Here is an 18,584-nt window from a genome sequence, read left to right on the forward strand (position 1 = left end):
TCCTCTTAAATATCAAGGTTTTTAACAAATTTCGCGTTTTTCTCAATAAATTCACGCCTGGGTTCTACTTTGTCACCCATAAGTGTTGTAAACGTAACATCAATATCAGATTCAGCTTCCTCATCAATATTTACACGAAGAAGTACTCGTCTGTCGGGATCCATGGTTGTCTCCCAAAGCTGTTCGGGATCCATCTCTCCAAGTCCCTTATATCTCTGAATCTTATTATTCTGATCTCGTCCTACATCGTTGAGGATTTTATTTAATTCTTCATCACTGTATGCATACCAGATCTTTTTGTTCTTCTCAAGCTTGTAAAGCGGAGGCTGAGCAAGATAAACATGGCCTGTTTTAATAAGCTCAGGCATAAATCTGTAAAGGAAAGTGAGCATAAGTGTTGCAATATGAGCACCGTCAACATCGGCATCAGTCATAATAATGATTTTGTTGTAACGAAGCTTTTCGATATCAAAATCATCATGAATACCTGTACCAAAGGCAGTAATCATTGCCTTAATTTCAGCATTTCCGTATATTTTGTCTATTCTTGCTTTTTCAACGTTCAGAATTTTACCTCTAAGCGGAAGAATAGCCTGTGTTGCTCTTGATCTTGCAGTCTTTGCGGATCCGCCCGCGGAATCTCCCTCAACTATGAAAATCTCACAATTTTTGGGATCCTTATCGGAACAATCCGCAAGCTTTCCGGGAAGTCCAAGTCCATCAAGGGCTGATTTTCTTCTTGTAAGATCTCTTGCCTTTCTTGCAGCATCTCTTGCATGCTGAGCAAGAATAGCTTTCTCGAGTATAACCTTGGCAACCTGAGGATTCTGTTCAAGGAAATACGTAAGCTGTTCAGAAACAATACTGTTAACTGCACCTCTTGCCTCAGAATTTCCAAGCTTTTGTTTGGTCTGTCCCTCAAACTGAGGATCTTCAATTTTTACGCTGATAATTGAGGTAAGACCCTCACGGATATCATCACCTGTGAGATTTTCCTCATTATCCTTGAGCATCTTCTTTTCTCTTGCATAATCATTAAAGGTCTTCGTAAGTGCAACCTTGAAGCCCTCAAGATGAGTTCCTCCCTCAGGAGTATTTATATTATTAACGAATGTATATGTGCTCTCATTAAATGAATCATTATGCTGGAGAGAAACTTCCACCTGAACATTGTTTTTATTTCCCTCAAAATACATAATCTGATCATAAAGAACAGTCTTACTCTTATTGAGATACTGCACAAATTCCTTGATACCGCCTTCGTAGCAGAAGTTCTGCTCGATAATTTCTTCTCCTTCAGCTACGCGATAATCTCTTAAAGTAATACTGAGTCCCTTTGTAAGAAACGCCATTTCTCTAAGCCTTTGTTTTAATACATTAAAATCAAAGACAGTTGTCTCTTTGAAAATGAGGGCATCAGGTTTAAAAGATACCTTTGTTCCTGACTTTTCTGCTTCTGTGGTTCCGATCTCTTTAAGAGGAAAACAAACTTTTCCTCTCTCATATCGCTGCTGATATATTTTTCCGCCTCTCATTACCTCAACTTCAAGCCACTCGGAGAGGGCATTAACTACAGAAGCTCCAACTCCATGAAGTCCTCCGGATACTTTATAACCGCCACCGCCGAACTTACCGCCGGCATGAAGAATTGTAAATACTACTTCAACTCCGGTAAGTCCTGATTTATGGTTAACATCAACAGGAATACCACGTCCGTTATCCATGACAGTGATAGTATTATCTGCATTTATATTAACTTCAATATGATCACAGAATCCGGCAAGTGCCTCATCTACTGAGTTATCAACAATCTCATATACCAGATGATGAAGTCCTCTTGCTGCAGTTGTACCAATGTACATTCCGGGTCTTTTTCTTACTGCCTCAAGTCCTTCAAGTATCTGTATTTGATCCGCACCGTAATTGTTTCCTTCGTTACTCATTTTTATCCTCTTATTCTTCAGGTATACTTCCGTTCACAACTCTGAATACCTTATCTATTTCAAAACGGTTGTTAACAAATTCATCTAATCCTGTACAAGTAATGATTGTCTGAATATCTCCAATTGTGTTTAAAAGATAATTTTGTCTGTTGCTGTCAAGCTCCGATAAAACATCATCAAGTAAGAGAACAGGATTTTCTTTTTTTGATTTTTTTACAATTTCAATTTCCGAAAGCTTAAGCGACAACGAGGCTGTCCTCTGTTGTCCCTGTGATCCGTATTTTCTGATATCTATTTCTTCGGGAACATTTTCTGTAATTACATTAAATGAAAAATCATCTTTATGAGGTCCTACTGTCGTCTGCTTCAGATAAATATCTTTTTGTCTCGATGAAGCCAGTTTATTTTCATATTCCGAAGCAGTTACATTGGGTTCATAGTAAATTTTCAGTTTTTCTCTTCCACCGGTAAGCTTATTGTGAATTGGATCTATTATTTCGCATAAATCCTTTATGAATTTTTCCCTGGATTTAATTATTACAGATCCGTATTCAAGAAGCTGCTTATCCTGAACATCTAGTAAAACACTGTTTTCAGGATGTTCAAACATATCTTTTAATACTTTATTTCTTTCTGTTATAAGCTTATTGTATTTTGCAAGATTCTCTAAATAAATTTGATCCAGCTGGCAAAGCTCCATATCCATAAATCTTCGCCTCTCTGCCGGACCATCTTTTATGATACTAAGATCTTCTGGAGAAAAAAATACAACATTGCATCTTCCTACCAGATCGGAAGCTTTTCTTATTTTTTGTGAATCTATAGCAATCGCTTTGGATTTACTTTTTCTAAGGTGCATATCCACACGGTACGAAGCGCCATCTCTTTCAATAATGGTTCTTATATGTCCCTCTTCCTTACCGAAGGAAATTATCTCTTTGTCTTTGCTTCCCTTATGAGACTTAGTAGTAGCAGCAAGAAAAATTGCTTCAAGAATATTTGTTTTTCCCTGAGCATTATCACCATAAAGAATGTTGGTTCCGCTGCTGAATTCAATTTTTAAATTCTCGTAATTTCTAAAATCTGTAAGTTCTAATGATTTTATTATCATTTCTCAATTTGTACCTGAACACCTTCGTACTCAACAGTGTCCCCGCTATAAAGCTTACGTCCACGTCTTGTTTCAACTTCACCGTTTACTTTCACAAGACCGTTTTGAATATCAATTTTTGCATCAACACCGGATTCCTCAAGACCGGCCTTTTTCATAGCCTGTCCAAGCTTTATAAATTCGTCTCCATCTCTTAAATTAACTGTTATCTTTTCCATTTTCTTAGCTCACTGTTGTAAAGTTAATAGGAAGTACAAGATAAATATAATTTGAATCCTTATCCCTTATGAAGCAGGGAGCTTTGGGATTAACCATATAAATATCAATACTTTCGTCATCAATTGCTCTGAGGGCATCAATCAAAAACTTAGGATTAAAGCCTATAATAAGATCTTTACCCTGCTTTTCTATATCAATCTCTTCATCCATACTTCCAATGGTTGAATTTATCTTCAATTCCATTTTTTCGTCAGTAATAGAGATGATAACCGGCTTTTTATCACCTTCTTTTACGAGAAGAGTAGCTCTGTCGATGCAATCAAGCATTTCTTTTCTTGATATTGTCATCTTGGTCTCATAATCACTTGAAAGCATCTGATCAATATTGAAATACTCACCCTCAAGAAGTCTTGAAACCACAATAGTTCTGTCAAACTCAAACAAAATGTGCTTATCTGTAAAGAAGATATCAACATTGTTCTCTGTGCTATCAGATATAATCTTGCTTATATCAGACAAAGTTTTACCGGGAACTACTACTTTCTTTGATTCATAACTGTTTTGAAGTTTAATTTTTCGGATAGAAATACGATGTCCGTCAAGAGAAACCAGTTTGAGTGTATCCTGATTTATCTCAAAAAGCTCTCCGCTCATCATTTTATTGGCATCGTTTTCCGCAATAGAAAATATAGTCTGTTGAATAATATTTTTCAGAGTATATTGAGATACTGATATTCCGTCTATTCTCTCTATATTGGGAAGATAGGTGAAATCATCGGCATTTCTTCCTACAATACTGAATTTTGCCTTTTCACAGCTTATGGTAACCTTACCGTTTGCATCAGCTTCTATGGTAACATCACTGTCAGGAAGCTTCCTGATGATATCAAAGAATATCTTTGCATCAATAGCGATATAACCTCTCTCGATAATATTACCATCAAGCTCTGTCTGAATTCCAAGATCAATATCATTAGCGATGAACTTAATTACTCCCTCTGTTGCATCTACAAGAATGCACTCCAAAATTGACATTGTTGTCTTATTGGGAACAGCCTTGGATACAATCTGCAATCCTGCAATAAGATTTGATTTGGAACAAACGAACTTCATGAATTAAAAACTCCCTTCAACGAGATAAAATTATGCACATATCTCCATATATATAATAAATTAATAATATTTAATAATATAAATAATAATAGGTGTTGATATGTGGAAATCCTTATCTATTATACAATTTATCTGGCTTATTTACAAATTTTTAATAGTTGATAAATAAAAATTTAATGTTGAAAAGTAAATTGTTGTACACAAGCCAAATTTTGCGATTTGAGACTATAAAATAGTTTTCCACTCCTATCCCCAGTTTATAAACAATTTATAAAGTATTTATAAACTGAGTTATCCACTTTATCACACTGAAGGGTTTAGTTTCTTATTAATAATATCAAGGTTTCTTCTTAGATCTTCATCCACGGATAAAAGATCCTTTATCTTATTAATACCGCTCATTACAGTAGTATGATCTTTTTTGCCCAAGGATTTTCCTATCTCTTCAAGCGGAGAATCTGTAAGTTCTCTGGCAAGATACATAGCAATCTGTCTTGGAAGAACTATTTCTTTATTTCTTTTCTTTGAAGCGATATCTTCCTGCTTAACTCCGTATTGTTCGCAAACAGTACTTATAATAAGAGGAATTGTTATAACCTTGGATACATCTGGATAAATAATATCCTTAAGAGCTTCTTTTGCATTGTCTAAAGTAATCTCTACATTATTTAAACGTGAAAAGGCGATTATTTTGTTATAAGCACCTTCAAGTTCTCTGATGTTAGATTTGATATTGGTAGCAATGTATTCAAATATCTCATCGTCTATGTGTTTTGAATAGCTTTCAGCATTCTTTTTAAGGATTGCCATTCTTGTTTCATAATCGGGAGCCTGAATATCTGAAATGAGTCCCATCTCGAATCTGGATCTGAATCTTTCTTCAAGAGTCTCCATTTCCTTCGGAGGTTTATCTGATGAAATAATGATCTGCTTACCGGACTGATGGAGTACATTGAAGGTGTGAAAAAATTCTTCCTGAGTACTTTCTTTTCCTATAATAAACTGAACATCATCAACCATCAGAACATCCACTGTGCGATATTTATCACGAAGTCTGCTCATTGCTTCAGCTTTACCACTTCTGATAGATTCAATAACTTCATTTGTAAATTGCTCTGAAGTAACATATAAAACCTTAAAATTAGGATGGTTTTCAATAATGAAATGTCCGATTGCATGCATAAGGTGAGTCTTACCAAGACCGGGTCCTCCGTAAAGGAAAAGAGGATTATAAGCTTCTCCCGGTGATTCAGCTACTGCAAGAGATGCATTGTAAGCAAATCTGTTATTTCCACCTACTACATATGTATCAAAAATGTATTTTGAATTAAGTCCTGAAAATTCGTAGTTGTTCTGATTTATTTTAGTCTCATTTTCATTTTTTGAAGTAGTTTCTTCATTATTAATATGAGCATCTTTTTCCAAAAGAAATTCTATCTCAACATTTTCATTTAGAAACTCAGAGAGAGTTACCTTAAAGAATTTCTGATATTTTCTCTCTATATAACTTAAAAAGTTGGTATCATCAAAGGGGATTAGAATAATAACAGTACCGTTATCATATTTATAAAATGACAGGGGCTTGATCCAGGTATCAAAAGAAATAGCTGTCATACCAAGCTCCACTCTGATTTCTTCTTTCAGGCTTTCAAAATTATCAGCCAGTTTTTGTGTTATTTCTGTAGCTTTTTCCATAACTTTCTCCCATAGTAAGTTTAGAGTTTATTTTATCCTATGGAAAAATAAATATCAAACAGGCAGAAATTGTGGATAACTTTTTATAAAAAAATTTTTCATGATAATAATAATCATGCATAGAGTGGAAAAGTGGAAAAGTAGCTATTAATTATTCACTTCCTTTAAGGCGCATTATTACTGACTTTTTTAAAATTGTGATTTTTTTATCGGAAATGTTTTCCACATCTAATCCACATTTTGTGGATAAAAAAAATAAATTTACAGATAATAACAATTTATCCACAAAATCAACATTTAGATGTGGATAACTTTTTTTTACACCATATGTTGATTCATTTTTTTTAAAACTTTTTTATAAGTTATCCACAATATTTTTTTTACTTGACGGAAATGCTTAATTTTATTATAATAACAACGATTTTTTCTGATTCAGACAATTATTTTATTTGCTAAATAGATAGTAAAAGGAGGTGTATTTCGACTATGAAGAGAACTTATCAGCCGCATAAGCTTCAGAGAGCTCGTGTTCACGGCTTTAGAGCAAGAATGGCAACTAAGGGAGGCAGAAAGGTACTTGCTGCCAGAAGACTTAAGGGTAGAAAGAAAATATCTGCATAATAAGGACCACATAATGTTGTGGTCTTGTTACGCGAATGTGCATAGATGCATATTCGCGTATTTTCATATTTCTACGAATTATGTTGCTCATAGAAGAGCACATTAAATGGATTGATTAAATGCAAAAAACAGAAAGTTTAAAAAAGACTGCTGATTTTCAGCTTGTTTATAAAACCGGTAAAAGCTACGCAGATAAGAATATTGTTGTTTATCTCAGAGAGAATCAAACCGATATGAACAGACTCGGAATTTCAGTTAGCAAGAAAGTTGGGAACAGTATTGTAAGGCACAGGTTTGCAAGACTAGTTCGAGAAGTTTACCGACTACACGAAAATATATTTAATAGTGGTTTAGATATAGTAGTCGTGGCCAGATCCCGTGCAAAGGATGCAAGTTATTTTGATATTGAAAAATCCTTTTTATATTTGGCCGGAAAGTCTCATCTAAGAAAAAACGATGAGGTGCAAGATGAAGAAAATACTGATATTACTGATTAAACTATATCAAAAGTATGTTTCTCCAATGAAGAGAACAAAATGTCCGTATATTCCGACTTGTTCGCAGTACGGATTAGAAGCAATAGAAAAATACGGTGCTATTAAAGGAAGTTTGCTTGCTGCCTGGAGAATTATAAGATGTAATCCTTTTTCCAACGGTGGTTATGATCCTGTACCGTAAGTATCGGAGGGTTGGTTTTGAACATTGTTGCGTTAACACAGTACCAGGGAAAAATTGTCGGTCCTATCGCATGGGTCCTTGGTCACATAATGAATTGGATTTTCATAGTTCTTGATAAGATTGGTATTCCAAGTACCGGTCTTGCTATTATTTTATTTACTATTATAATGTATCTTTTTCTTATGCCGCTTACCTATAAGCAGCAGAAGTTTTCTAAGCTTCAGGCCAGAATGAATCCTGAGCTTCAGGCTATTCAGGCTAAGTACAAAGGAAAAAAAGATAATGATTCCATGCTTGCTCAGCAGGAAGAGATAAAAGCTCTTTATGCTAAGTATGGTGTTTCACAGACAGGTAGCTGTGTTCAGCTTGTTATTCAGCTTCCTATAATGGTTGCTCTTTATCGTGTAATTTATTCAATGCCTGCTTATGTTGGTCAGATTAAGAATTCTTTCTATCCTTTAGTAGAGCAGCTCAGAAATACTGCAGGTGCAAGCGATTTCCTGCAGACTCTTTCAAGTGCTTCACAGTACTCAAAGCAGTTTAAGGCAGATGCATTTTTATCAGGTGATGTATCTCACATTGAGAATACATTTATTGATGTCCTTTATAAAGCATCTTCTGCTGATTGGGCTTCACTTACTGAAAAATTTGGCAATCTTTCTGATTCAATAACAAGTACTCATACATTACTTAATAAGTACAATAGCTTTTTAGGTCTTAATATAGGTGATTCACCTACTTTCATGGTTCAGAATGCATGGCATAATAAGTCATTTGGGTTATTTATTGTTGCTCTTATTATTCCTGTTCTTTCTTGTCTTACACAGTGGATAAGCATTAAACTTATGCCTCAGCCTGCACAGCAGTCTAATGACCCTAATGATCAGGCAGCTCAGATGGCAAATTCCATGAAGACAATGAACATGATGATGCCTTTGATGTCTCTGTTCTTTACATTTTCATTCCCTGCAGGTCTTGGTATTTACTGGATTGCAGGTGCTGTAGTACGTACAATTCAGCAGATATTCATTAACAAGCATATTGATAAGATGGACATAGATGCTGAGATTGCAAAGAATACGGAAAAGTATAATAAAAAACTTGAGGAAATGAAATCTACTCCTCAGATGAATCGCTTTGCAAATGTAAATACAAGAACAATGAATTCTTATACTTCAACTCGTTCTGAACAGGAGAAGGAAGAGGGTTTGAAAAAAGCTGACGAGATTTATAAGTCCGGCAAGGCTAACAAAAAAAGTCTTCTTGCCAGAGCAAATATGGTTAAAGAATTTGATCAGAAAAATAATTGATAGGGGATAAAAAAAATGGAATATATCGAGATTTCAAAAAAGACTGTTGATGAATGCATAACTGAAGCATGCGCACAGCTTATGGTAACAAGCGACAATCTTGAATATGAAGTAATTTCTACAGGATCCACAGGATTTCTTGGTTTAAATGTTAAACCTGCTGTAATAAGAGCAAGAGTAAAGAGTGCTTCTGAAGAAAAAACGCAGGAAGTAAAAGAAACAGTAGAAGAGAAGAAAGTAGAAGTTAAAAAAGAAGAAAAGCCTAAGAAAAAAGAAGTTAAGGAAGAAAAAGCTCCTGAAGTTAAGAAGGAAGAAAAAACAGAAGAAAAACAGATTTCTTATGTTTATGATCATGAATTTATTAACAGAGCTAAGGAATTCCTTGCAAATGTTTTTGGCGCAATGAACATGAAGGTTACTGTTGATGCCAAGTATAATGAGACAGATAAAGTTCTTGAAGTTGAACTTTCCGGAGATGAGATGGGTGTTCTTATCGGTAAGAGAGGACAGACACTCGATTCTCTTCAGTATCTTATTTCTCTTGTTGTAAACAGAGGCAGTGAAGATTATATTCATGTTAAGGTAGATACAGAAAATTACAGAAGCAGAAGAAAAGCAACTCTTGAGAATCTTGCTAAGAACATTGCTTACAAGGTTCGTAAAAACAGACAGTCAGTTTCACTTGAGCCTATGAATCCTTATGAAAGAAGAATTATTCATTCGGCTCTTCAGGCTGATAAGTATGTAACAACTCACAGTGAAGGTGAGGAACCTTTTAGAAGAGTTGTTGTAACTCTTAAGAAATAATTTGTATGCTTAGAGCTGCCATTGAATTTAAAATAATTTCAATTGGCAGCTCTTGTTACTTTTTGAGGATAATAATATGTTCTTCAAGGAAGATACTATTTGTGCAATAGCCACTGCTATGATAGATGCAGGTATAGGTATTATAAGAATTAGTGGTGAAAAGGCACTTAGCATAGCAAGTAAATTGTATGTTGATGCAAAGGGAAATCATTCATTATTAAATAAAGATTCTCATACTATAAGCTATGGTTTTATTGTAGATGAGAATGAAAATAAAGTTGATGAAGTAATGGTTTCATTAATGAAAGCACCCAAAAGCTATACCAAAGAGGATGTGGTTGAAATCAATTCTCATGGTGGACGACTTATTATGGAATCCATTTTGAATCTTCTTATAAAAAATGGATGTAGACTTGCCGAACCCGGTGAGTTTACAAAGCGAGCTTTTTTGAATGGTAGAATTGATCTTACAAGAGCAGAGGCTGTAATGGATCTCATCCATGCTCAAAATGAATTTTCAATGAAAAATTCAGAGAGGCAGCTTGGTGGAATTCTTTTTAATAAAATAGAAGAAATAAGAAAAGAAATTCTTTATGAAATGGCATACATTGAATCTGCAATAGATGACCCTGAAAATTATGATCTGACTGGATATGATGAAAGATTAAAAGAAAAGAATGAAGACTGGATTAGTCGCCTTAATTATCTGATAGGTACTTCCGAAGAAGGCATTATTAGAAAAGAAGGAATTAAAACAGTTATTATAGGAAAGCCAAATGCCGGAAAATCATCTCTTTTAAATAAACTCGCCGGAGAAGAGAAAGCAATTGTAACTGATATAGAAGGAACAACCAGAGATATTATAGAAGAAACTATTAGACTCGATGATATTATTTTAAGAGTTCTTGACACAGCCGGCATAAGAGACACAGATGACAAAGTAGAAAAGATTGGTGTTGAGAGGGCGGTACAGTCGGCACAAAGTGCAGATCTTATTTTGTATATCATTGATTCTACAGATGATGAGATATCAAACGATGAGAGAATATCAGAAATTATAAGCAATAATCATGCAATTGTATTACTTAATAAAAATGATATCAGTGACAGAATATCTATACTCGAAAATGATATACATAAAATATACGGCAATGATATTCCTGTAATCAAAACTTCAATGGTGGATGATACAGGAATAGAAGATTTAAAGAAAATAATTACTGATATGTTTTTTAATGGGAACATTGCTCCCAAAGAAGAAATATATATTACAAATATTAGACAAAAAGAAGCATTATTAAATACATGTGACAGTTTGAAAAAAGTTCAGTCAAGTATCGAAGCAGCAATGTCAGAAGACTTTTATTCAATTGACCTTATGAATGCTTATTCTTTCTTAGGGGAAATAATCGGACAGGAAGTTGATGATGATCTTGTTGAAGAAATTTTTTCAAAATTCTGTATGGGTAAATAAAAAATGATAGTTGATAATTATGATGTGATAGTAATAGGTGGAGGACATGCCGGATGTGAGGCAGGACTTGCAGCTGCAAGACTGGGATTAAAGACAATTATCTTCACTTTAAGTGTTGATAATATTGCTTTCATGCCCTGTAATCCTCATATAGGTGGTTCTTCGAAAGGACATCTTGTTCGTGAGATTGATGCTCTTGGTGGTGAGATGGGAAAAAACATTGATAAGACCTATCTTCAATCCAAAATGCTTAATAAATCCAAGGGTCCAGCAATACATTCATTACGTGCTCAGGCAGATAAGCTTGAATACTCAAAATCTATGAGAATGATTTTGCAGGCTCAGAAAAATCTTACTGTAAAGCAGGCTGAGATAAAGGAAATCCTTTATGATGACATTTCTACTGATAAAGACTTAATTGAAGAAGGTTACGAAAAAAAGATTTCCGGAGTAAAAACTGTAACAGGTCTTACTTATAAAAGTAAGGCAGTAGTATTATGCACTGGAACATATCTTAAAAGCAGATGTCTTTGCGGTGAGTCTATTTCATATACAGGTCCTAATGGATTACAGCCTTCTAATCTTTTATCACAATCACTTATTGATGGTGGTGTTGAACTCAGAAGATTTAAAACAGGTACTCCTGCAAGAATGGATGGAAATACAATAGATTATTCCAAAATGGAAATTCAGACAGGTGATACACCGGTTGTTCCTTTTTCGTTTGATACAAATCCTGATGATATACAGAAGCAGCAACATAATTGTTATCTCACATATACAAATGAAAAAACACATGAAATTATACGAAATAACATAGATAGATCACCTATTTATGCTGGCATTATAGAGGGCATAGGTCCTAGGTATTGCCCTTCAATAGAAGACAAAGTTGTAAAATTTCCAGACAAGATAAGACATCAAGTTTTTATAGAACCGGAAGGAACACATACAAATGAGATGTATGTTGATGGTATGTCTTCTTCTATGCCGGAAGATGTTCAGATACAAATGTATAGATCTGTTCCGGGACTTGAAAATTGTGTAATTGTAAAAAACGCTTATGCCATCGAATATGATTGTTTATGTTCGGGACAACTTTATCCTACTCTTGAAATAAAGAAAATAAGAGGTCTTTTTAGTGCTGGTCAGTTTAACGGAAGTAGTGGCTATGAAGAAGCTGCGGCTCAAGGTTTGTATGCAGGTATAAATGCATGTATGCAAATCTTAGGAAAGCCATACCTTTCCATAGACAGATCAGAAGGTTATATCGGAGTTCTTGTTGATGACATTGTTACAAAGGATAATCTCGAACCTTACAGGATGATGACTTCAAGAGCTGAATATAGATTACTTCTGCGTCAGGACAATGCAGATATCAGACTTAGGAAAAAAGGCTATGAAGTTGGTCTTATTCCAGAAGATAAATATAAAGCACTTTTATTAAAAGAGGAACTTATTGAAAAAGAAACAGCAAGATTAAAAGAGCTCAAGGTTGGTGCTTCAAAGGATGTTCAAGATTTTATGGACAGACATGATTCACCAAGACTTAAGACTGCAGCATCTATAGCTGAACTTATATGCAGACCGGAGCTGAATTATTACAATATTGCAGAACTTGATCCGGAAAGGCCCGAACTTAGTAAGGATGTTATAGAACAAGTTGAAATAAATATTAAGTATGAAGGTTATATTGAGAGACAGCAGAGGCAGGTAGATAAATTCAAGAAAATGGAAGATAAAAAGATTCCTGCTGACATCGATTATGACGATGTAATAAGTCTACGTCTTGAAGCACGTGCTAACCTTAAAAAATTCAAACCTGTTAATGTGGGTCAGGCATCAAGAATTAGTGGAGTAAATCCTGCGGATATTTCTGTATTATTAGTTTACCTTGAAAACTACAGAAAAAATTCAAACCACTAATTCTGCTAATTGTTTCACGTGAAACACAATATATGGTTATTTGAAAGGATTATTTTATGAATCACAATTTTGATTCTATGATAAAAGACTTTAATAGTTTAAATATTAAATTATCTGATAAGCAGATAAAACAATTTGAAGATTATTATGAACTTCTTATTGATTGGAATAATAAAATTAATCTTACTGCAATAACCGAATTTGATGATGTCTGTAAGTTACACTTTGTTGACTCTATAGCATCATCAAAATATTTTGATTTTTCGAAAGAAGCTTTATCTTTAATTGATGTTGGTACCGGAGCTGGATTTCCCGGTATTGTTTTAAAGATAGTGTTTCCTAAATTGAATGTTACATTACTAGATTCACTTCAAAAGCGAATTACATTTCTTGATACAGTAATAGATAGTTTAAACTTAAATGAATCAGGATCTATTAAAACTGTTCATGGCAGGGCAGAAGATTATTCGGATTCAAAAAATGGAGAGCTAAGAGAAAAATTTGATATTGCAGTTTCAAGAGCAGTAGCTGGATTATCAACGCTTTGCGAATATGATCTTCCATATGTGAAAGTTGGAGGATCTTTCATTGCATACAAAGGTGATAAAGGTGTAGAGGAAGTAGCTGATGCAAAAAATGCTATTTTTCTTTTAGGGGGCAAGACAAAACTTGTAGAAGAATTTTGTCTTCCTGATACAGATATTAAGAGAACGATATGTATTATAGATAAAGTTCAAAAGACTTCTTCAAAGTATCCAAGAAAAGCAGGTACCCCTCAAAAGAAACCTTTATAAGCATTAGAAACATAAATATATTTTATAATACAATATATTGTATTACAGATTTGGAAGACAACTATTTGTTTCACGTGAAACATTTTTATATGAAAATTTATTCCCACAATAAATAGTTTCACGTGAAACATAGAGACCCAATATATAGTAAAAAAATCTCGTGAAACATTAATTAGATGAATATTGTATAAAAAATAAAGATAATTTACATTATAATTTTGAAACTGTGTCTATAAAACTGTGCTATAATTTAAAAGTTGATTAAGAAAGAAAACTGAAGAGGGAGAGAAAAGTATGGGACGTGCGATTGCGATTGCAAACCAAAAAGGTGGCGTGGGTAAGACAACAACATCAATTAATCTGTCGGCAACTCTTGCTGAAAAAGGAAAGAAAGTACTAGTCATCGATACAGATCCCCAGGGTAATACTACAAGTGGATTTGGCCTTAACAAAAATCAATTAGAGAATACAATATATGAATTACTTATTGGTGATTGCAAGGTAGATGATGCACTATATATAAATGTTGTAGATGGCGTAGATATAATTCCTTCCAATGTAAATCTTGCAGCTGTTGAGATTGAACTGATAGATATGGAAGAAAAGGAATTTATTTTGAGAAAAGCAATTGAGAAAATAAGAGATCATTACGACTTTATTATTATTGATTGCCCTCCTTCACTTAGCATGCTCACAATCAATGCAATGACAACAGCAGATACAGTACTTGTTCCCATTCAATGTGAGTATTATGCTCTTGAAGGATTAAGCCAGTTAGTTCACACAGTTAATCTGGTGAAAGAGAGATTGAACAATTCATTGCAGATGGAGGGAGTTATATTTACAATGTATGATTCCAGAACTAATCTCTCAATGCAGGTAGTTGAAAATGTTAAGGATCATATTTCAGAAAATGTTTATAAAACAATTATTCCGAGAAATATTCGCTTAGCAGAAGCACCCAGCTATGGACTTCCGATTAATCTATATGATACAAAGTCTGCAGGAGCAGAAGCATACAGACTTCTTGCAGATGAAGTAATAGGAAGAAAATTTTAATGTAACTACAATATGATGTATCACGTGAAACATAAGATACATTATATATAGAAAGAGGTAAATAAATGGCACCGAAAAATACCAAGAGAGGTTTAGGTAAAGGTCTTGATGCACTGATTGCTCCGGCACCTGCATCTAAGAAAAAAGTTGAAGCTGATAATGAAGAAGGACAGGTAGTAATTGTAAATATTACTAAAGTTGAACCAAATAGAGATCAGCCCAGAAAAACATTCGATGAAGATAAATTATTAGAGCTTTCAGATTCTATTAAACAACATGGAATTATAAATCCTCTGATAGTTCAGGATAGAAAAGATCATTATGAAATAATCGGTGGTGAGAGAAGATGGCGCGCAGCTAAGAAGGCAGGACTTAAAGAAGTTCCGGTAATTATTAAAAATCTCACAGAGCAAGAAATTGCCGAATATGCTCTTATCGATAATATTCAAAGAGATGATCTTAATCCTATCGATGAAGCTTTTGCATATAAAAAGCTTATAGATGACTTTGGCTATACACAGGATGTTGTTGCTGAAAAAGTATCTAAGAGCAGAGTTGCCATTACTAACTCACTTAGACTTTTGAAACTCTGTGAAGAAGTTCGTCAGATGGTAATAGACGGTAAACTTTCAACCGGTCATGCCAGAGCACTTATTTCAATAGAAAATAAGGAAGAACAATTAAAAATCGCCGAGCAAATCTTTGATCAAAAGATGAGTGTAAGAGACACAGAAAAGCTTGTTAAGAATCTTGGTAAAGAACCTAAGAAAAAGAAAGAACTAAATAAGCTTAATTCAAGTGTCGAATCTGCATACAGAGAACTTGAAGAAAAATGTACACAGGCTATCGGAACAAAGGTATCAATATCACCTAAGGGAGATGGAACCGGTAAAATTGAAATCGAGTTTTACAGTACAGATGATCTTGAAAAAATAACAGAAAAACTTTACAGGTAGGAGTGGCAATATGAACAGTAATCTTTTTGACCAGTTAGGACTAAACATAGATATTGCTTATATACTTTTGGCACTGCTTGTGATTATAATAGTGCTGCTAATAATTGTTATAATTCAGGGTAATAAGATAAAAGCAATTAAGAATCAAATTTCAAGATTCATGAAGGGAAAGGAAGCAGCTTCCCTTGAAGATGAAATAGTAGCTTTATTTGAAGAAAATCAAGTTATCAGAAAAACGACAGAAAAGAATCAAAAAGACATAAATAGATTATATGATCGCCTGGCTTCATGTTTCCAAAAGGTCGGAATAATCAAGTATGATGCTTTCAACCAAATGGGTGGACAGCTTTCATATTCAATAGCTCTTCTGGATGAAGATAACAATGGTTTCTTATTAAATTCAGTACACAGTACAGATGGTTGCTACTCATACTCCAAGGAAATAGTAAACGGAAAATGTAAACTGGAACTTGGAGATGAAGAACAGATTGCTTTGAATGAAGCGATGGAATATGGAAAATAATAATCTGCGATTAACTGCAGAATAATAAAAGGGGAAAATAAAATGATAGATATTAAATTCTTAAGAGAAAATCCTGATGTAGTTAAAGAAAACATAAAAAAGAAATTCCAGGATGAAAAACTCCCGCTTGTTGATGAAGTTATAGAACTCGACAATGAGAGAAGAAAAAATCAGCAGGAAGCAGATGATCTTCGTGCAAGCAGAAACAAGATTTCCAAAGAAATCGGAGCATTGATGGCTCAGGGCAAGAAAGAGGAAGCTGAAGCGAAAAAGGCAGAGGTTGCTGCTAATGCAAAGAGACTTGCAGACCTTGAAGAAAATCAGAAAATTGTTGATGATAAAGTTCTTAAAATCATGATGGTCATTCCTCAGATCATTGATGAGAGTGTTCCGATTGGTAAGGATGATTCCGAAAATGTTGAGATTGAAAAATTCGGAGAGCCTGTGGTGCCGGATTTTGAAATTCCTTATCACACAGACATTATGGAGAGATTTAACGGAATCGATTTTGATGCTGCAAGAAGAGTTGCAGGAAACGGTTTCTATTACCTCATGGGAGATATAGCAAGACTTCACTCAGCTGTTATTTCTTATGCAAGAGACTTCATGATTGACAGAGGATTTACTTATTGCATTCCTCCTTTCATGATTCATGGAAATGTTGTTGAAGGTGTTATGAGTTTCCCTGAGATGGAAGCTATGATGTATAAGATTGAAGGAGAAGATCTTTACCTTATTGGAACAAGTGAACACTCAATGATCGGAAAATTCAAGGAACAGCAGATTGAAGAGGCAGACCTTCCTCAGACCCTTACAAGCTATTCACCTTGCTTCAGAAAAGAAAAAGGTGCTCATGGTATAGAGGAGAGAGGCGTATATAGAATTCATCAGTTTGAGAAACAGGAGATGATCGTTGTATGTAAGCCTGAAGAATCAAAAATGTGGTATGACAAGCTTTGGCAGAACACAGTTGATCTTTTCCGCTCCATGGATATTCCGGTTCGTACACTTGAGTGCTGTTCAGGTGATCTTGCGGATCTTAAATGTAAGTCCTGTGACGTAGAGGCATGGTCTCCGAGACAGAAGAAGTACTTCGAAGTTGGAAGCTGCTCTAACCTTGGAGATGCTCAGGCTAGAAGACTGAAAATCAGAATCAAGGGTAAGGATGGAAATTATCTTGCTCATACACTTAACAATACAGTAGTGGCACCTCCGCGTATGCTTATTGCATTTCTTGAGAACAATCTCAATGCAGATGGATCTGTTAATGTGCCTGTAGCACTCAGACCTTATATGGGCGGCAAGGAAAAACTTATACCTGTAAAATAATAAATAAAAATATAGCCTTCATAAATGAGAAAAAATGAAGGAATGGAAAGGAGGTGAAATCCATGCATAATTACCTAAGAGCAATCGGTTTTGAAAATTTCAAAAGCAGAGATGATATTCAGCAGCTTATAGCTATGACTGTTCAGCAGGCAGATTCAAGATCCTATGTTACTAAGGATGGTGAAAAATTATTGGGGGAATTCTGCAAGGATTTCGCCGACGGAATCGGAATTTGCGTCTGCGGAGAATTTAATGAGCAGGACAAATTCCTTTATGACTATTACTATCCATATATCAGAGGAACCCGTATCACTACGGAGGAAGATATAACAGTATCCAGACACGCAAGTAGAGAATCCTATGCCGGAGTTTGTGATGACCTTCGAGTAGGAGTAACTGTAATTTTTTATTTACAGAACATGATTCCTTATATCAAGGTTCAGAATGAAAACAGATTCCCCATAAGAGGAACTACGCTTACGATGTCAGCCCTTTCTCTTAAAGGAACTATAATGATGCCTATCGCCAAAACCGATAGTGATAAAAGTTTTGCAAAAAAGAGAACCAGGGAAAGAGAAAAGCTGATGCATAAAGCCAGAAAAGGCGATGAAACAGCTATGGAGACTCTTTCCATAGATGATATGGATACATATAGTGCTCTTTCCAAGCAGATAAAGACAACTGACATCTATACGCTTGTTGATAACTACTTCATGCCCCACGGTGTTGAATGTGATCAGTACAATGTTATGGGAGAAATCATGGAATGCCATGAAGAAACCAATTCCCTGACAGGACAGACACTTGAGATTATGACTATCAACTGCAATGAGCTTATATTTGATGTTTGTATAAATAAAAAGGATCTTCTGGGCGAACCAATGCCGGGAAGAAGATTCAAAGGAACTATATGGATGCAGGGATTTGTCAATTATCCTGATGCATGAAAAACTAATGTCATGTATTGCCTCATAAAAATATGGTAAAATATTCCTGTAACATCGTTTTGTTGCATTATGAGGGATA

Annotated in this window: 18 protein-coding genes; 13 read left to right on the plus strand and 5 right to left on the minus strand. The window is 34.7% G+C overall.

Features of this window, described 5'->3' with window-relative positions; genetic code table 11:
* Window positions 1-5: 5 nt before the first annotated feature.
* From gyrB to dnaA, 5 genes are all read right to left on the minus strand, one after another.
* Window positions 6-1,943: a DNA topoisomerase (ATP-hydrolyzing) subunit B gene (gene gyrB, locus G596_RS0110430; protein WP_022761790.1), complete on the minus strand. Its 1,938-nt coding sequence runs from the start codon at window positions 1,941-1,943 to the stop codon at window positions 6-8.
* A gap of 10 nt (window positions 1,944-1,953) precedes the next feature.
* Window positions 1,954-3,054 (minus strand): DNA replication/repair protein RecF, encoded by a 1,101-nt coding sequence (gene recF, locus G596_RS0110435; RefSeq protein ID WP_022761791.1) that lies wholly within the window; start codon window positions 3,052-3,054, stop codon window positions 1,954-1,956.
* The gene (locus G596_RS0110440) at window positions 3,051-3,272 is read right to left on the minus strand and encodes an RNA-binding S4 domain-containing protein (protein WP_022761792.1); all 222 of its coding nucleotides are present in this window, start codon (window positions 3,270-3,272) and stop codon (window positions 3,051-3,053) included. Before G596_RS0110440 ends, recF begins: the two co-directional genes overlap by 4 nt.
* Before the next feature lie 4 nt (window positions 3,273-3,276).
* Window positions 3,277-4,386, minus strand: a complete 1,110-nt coding sequence (gene dnaN, locus G596_RS0110445) for a DNA polymerase III subunit beta (protein ID WP_022761793.1) — start codon at window positions 4,384-4,386, stop codon at window positions 3,277-3,279.
* 303 nt (window positions 4,387-4,689) lie between these two features.
* The gene (gene dnaA / locus G596_RS0110450; RefSeq protein WP_022761794.1) at window positions 4,690-6,081 is read right to left on the minus strand and encodes a chromosomal replication initiator protein DnaA; all 1,392 of its coding nucleotides are present in this window, start codon (window positions 6,079-6,081) and stop codon (window positions 4,690-4,692) included.
* Between the two features lie 486 nt (window positions 6,082-6,567).
* Between dnaA and rpmH the strand changes: the two genes are divergently transcribed.
* The 13 genes from rpmH (at window position 6,568) to G596_RS0110515 (ending at window position 18,505) form a co-directional block, all read left to right on the plus strand.
* Window positions 6,568-6,702, plus strand: a complete 135-nt coding sequence (rpmH, locus tag G596_RS0110455) for a 50S ribosomal protein L34 (protein ID WP_022761795.1) — start codon at window positions 6,568-6,570, stop codon at window positions 6,700-6,702.
* Window positions 6,703-6,821: 119 nt separating this feature from the next.
* Complete coding sequence (gene rnpA, locus G596_RS0110460; protein ID WP_022761796.1) at window positions 6,822-7,199, plus strand: ribonuclease P protein component; 378 nt, start codon at window positions 6,822-6,824, stop codon at window positions 7,197-7,199.
* Complete coding sequence (gene yidD / locus G596_RS0110465; protein WP_022761797.1) at window positions 7,171-7,380, plus strand: membrane protein insertion efficiency factor YidD; 210 nt, start codon at window positions 7,171-7,173, stop codon at window positions 7,378-7,380. The genes rnpA and yidD overlap by 29 nt, the downstream gene beginning before the upstream one ends.
* A gap of 17 nt (window positions 7,381-7,397) precedes the next feature.
* Window positions 7,398-8,690 carry a YidC/Oxa1 family membrane protein insertase gene (locus G596_RS0110470; protein ID WP_022761798.1) on the plus strand — a complete coding sequence of 431 codons (1,293 nt, stop codon included), beginning with the start codon at window positions 7,398-7,400 and terminating at the stop codon, window positions 8,688-8,690.
* A 15-nt stretch (window positions 8,691-8,705) separates the two neighbouring features.
* Window positions 8,706-9,497 carry an RNA-binding cell elongation regulator Jag/EloR gene (gene jag, locus G596_RS0110475; RefSeq protein WP_022761799.1) on the plus strand — a complete coding sequence of 264 codons (792 nt, stop codon included), beginning with the start codon at window positions 8,706-8,708 and terminating at the stop codon, window positions 9,495-9,497.
* 76 nt (window positions 9,498-9,573) lie between these two features.
* Window positions 9,574-10,971, plus strand: coding sequence for a tRNA uridine-5-carboxymethylaminomethyl(34) synthesis GTPase MnmE (mnmE, locus tag G596_RS0110480; protein ID WP_022761800.1), 1,398 nt, complete (start codon window positions 9,574-9,576; stop codon window positions 10,969-10,971).
* A 3-nt stretch (window positions 10,972-10,974) separates the two neighbouring features.
* A complete protein-coding gene (mnmG, locus tag G596_RS0110485) occupies window positions 10,975-12,897 on the plus strand; it encodes a tRNA uridine-5-carboxymethylaminomethyl(34) synthesis enzyme MnmG (protein WP_022761801.1) in 1,923 nt (640 codons plus the stop codon).
* Window positions 12,898-12,953: 56 nt separating this feature from the next.
* A complete protein-coding gene (rsmG, locus tag G596_RS0110490; RefSeq protein ID WP_022761802.1) occupies window positions 12,954-13,691 on the plus strand; it encodes a 16S rRNA (guanine(527)-N(7))-methyltransferase RsmG in 738 nt (245 codons plus the stop codon).
* A 294-nt stretch (window positions 13,692-13,985) separates the two neighbouring features.
* Window positions 13,986-14,750 carry a ParA family protein gene (locus G596_RS0110495; protein WP_022761803.1) on the plus strand — a complete coding sequence of 255 codons (765 nt, stop codon included), beginning with the start codon at window positions 13,986-13,988 and terminating at the stop codon, window positions 14,748-14,750.
* A 65-nt stretch (window positions 14,751-14,815) separates the two neighbouring features.
* Entirely contained in the window at window positions 14,816-15,706 is an 891-nt protein-coding gene (locus tag G596_RS0110500) for a ParB/RepB/Spo0J family partition protein (protein ID WP_022761804.1), read from the plus strand.
* 10 nt (window positions 15,707-15,716) lie between these two features.
* Entirely contained in the window at window positions 15,717-16,229 is a 513-nt protein-coding gene (locus G596_RS0110505; RefSeq protein ID WP_022761805.1) for a DUF4446 family protein, read from the plus strand.
* Window positions 16,230-16,271: 42 nt separating this feature from the next.
* Window positions 16,272-17,558 (plus strand): serine--tRNA ligase, encoded by a 1,287-nt coding sequence (gene serS, locus G596_RS0110510; protein ID WP_022761806.1) that lies wholly within the window; start codon window positions 16,272-16,274, stop codon window positions 17,556-17,558.
* 62 nt (window positions 17,559-17,620) lie between these two features.
* A complete protein-coding gene (locus G596_RS0110515; protein ID WP_022761807.1) occupies window positions 17,621-18,505 on the plus strand; it encodes a DUF3881 family protein in 885 nt (294 codons plus the stop codon).
* The last annotated feature ends 79 nt before the right edge of the window (window positions 18,506-18,584 follow it).

The organism is Butyrivibrio sp. AD3002 (genome assembly GCF_000420905.1).
Classification (GTDB): Bacteria; Bacillota; Clostridia; order Lachnospirales; family Lachnospiraceae; genus Butyrivibrio.

Coding starts and splice junctions, on each gene's coding strand:
- dnaN (WP_022761793.1), bottom strand. CDS start 4,386: ATGAAGTTCGTTTGTTCCAAATCAAATCTTATTGCAGGATTGCAGATT.
- recF (WP_022761791.1), bottom strand. CDS start 3,054: ATGATAATAAAATCATTAGAACTTACAGATTTTAGAAATTACGAGAAT.
- jag (WP_022761799.1), top strand. CDS start 8,706: ATGGAATATATCGAGATTTCAAAAAAGACTGTTGATGAATGCATAACT.
- yidD (WP_022761797.1), top strand. CDS start 7,171: ATGAAGAAAATACTGATATTACTGATTAAACTATATCAAAAGTATGTT.
- mnmE (WP_022761800.1), top strand. CDS start 9,574: ATGTTCTTCAAGGAAGATACTATTTGTGCAATAGCCACTGCTATGATA.
- G596_RS0110495 (WP_022761803.1), top strand. CDS start 13,986: ATGGGACGTGCGATTGCGATTGCAAACCAAAAAGGTGGCGTGGGTAAG.
- rsmG (WP_022761802.1), top strand. CDS start 12,954: ATGAATCACAATTTTGATTCTATGATAAAAGACTTTAATAGTTTAAAT.
- dnaA (WP_022761794.1), bottom strand. CDS start 6,081: ATGGAAAAAGCTACAGAAATAACACAAAAACTGGCTGATAATTTTGAA.
- G596_RS0110440 (WP_022761792.1), bottom strand. CDS start 3,272: ATGGAAAAGATAACAGTTAATTTAAGAGATGGAGACGAATTTATAAAG.
- serS (WP_022761806.1), top strand. CDS start 16,272: ATGATAGATATTAAATTCTTAAGAGAAAATCCTGATGTAGTTAAAGAA.
- rpmH (WP_022761795.1), top strand. CDS start 6,568: ATGAAGAGAACTTATCAGCCGCATAAGCTTCAGAGAGCTCGTGTTCAC.
- mnmG (WP_022761801.1), top strand. CDS start 10,975: ATGATAGTTGATAATTATGATGTGATAGTAATAGGTGGAGGACATGCC.
- G596_RS0110500 (WP_022761804.1), top strand. CDS start 14,816: ATGGCACCGAAAAATACCAAGAGAGGTTTAGGTAAAGGTCTTGATGCA.
- gyrB (WP_022761790.1), bottom strand. CDS start 1,943: ATGAGTAACGAAGGAAACAATTACGGTGCGGATCAAATACAGATACTT.
- G596_RS0110515 (WP_022761807.1), top strand. CDS start 17,621: ATGCATAATTACCTAAGAGCAATCGGTTTTGAAAATTTCAAAAGCAGA.
- rnpA (WP_022761796.1), top strand. CDS start 6,822: ATGCAAAAAACAGAAAGTTTAAAAAAGACTGCTGATTTTCAGCTTGTT.
- G596_RS0110505 (WP_022761805.1), top strand. CDS start 15,717: ATGAACAGTAATCTTTTTGACCAGTTAGGACTAAACATAGATATTGCT.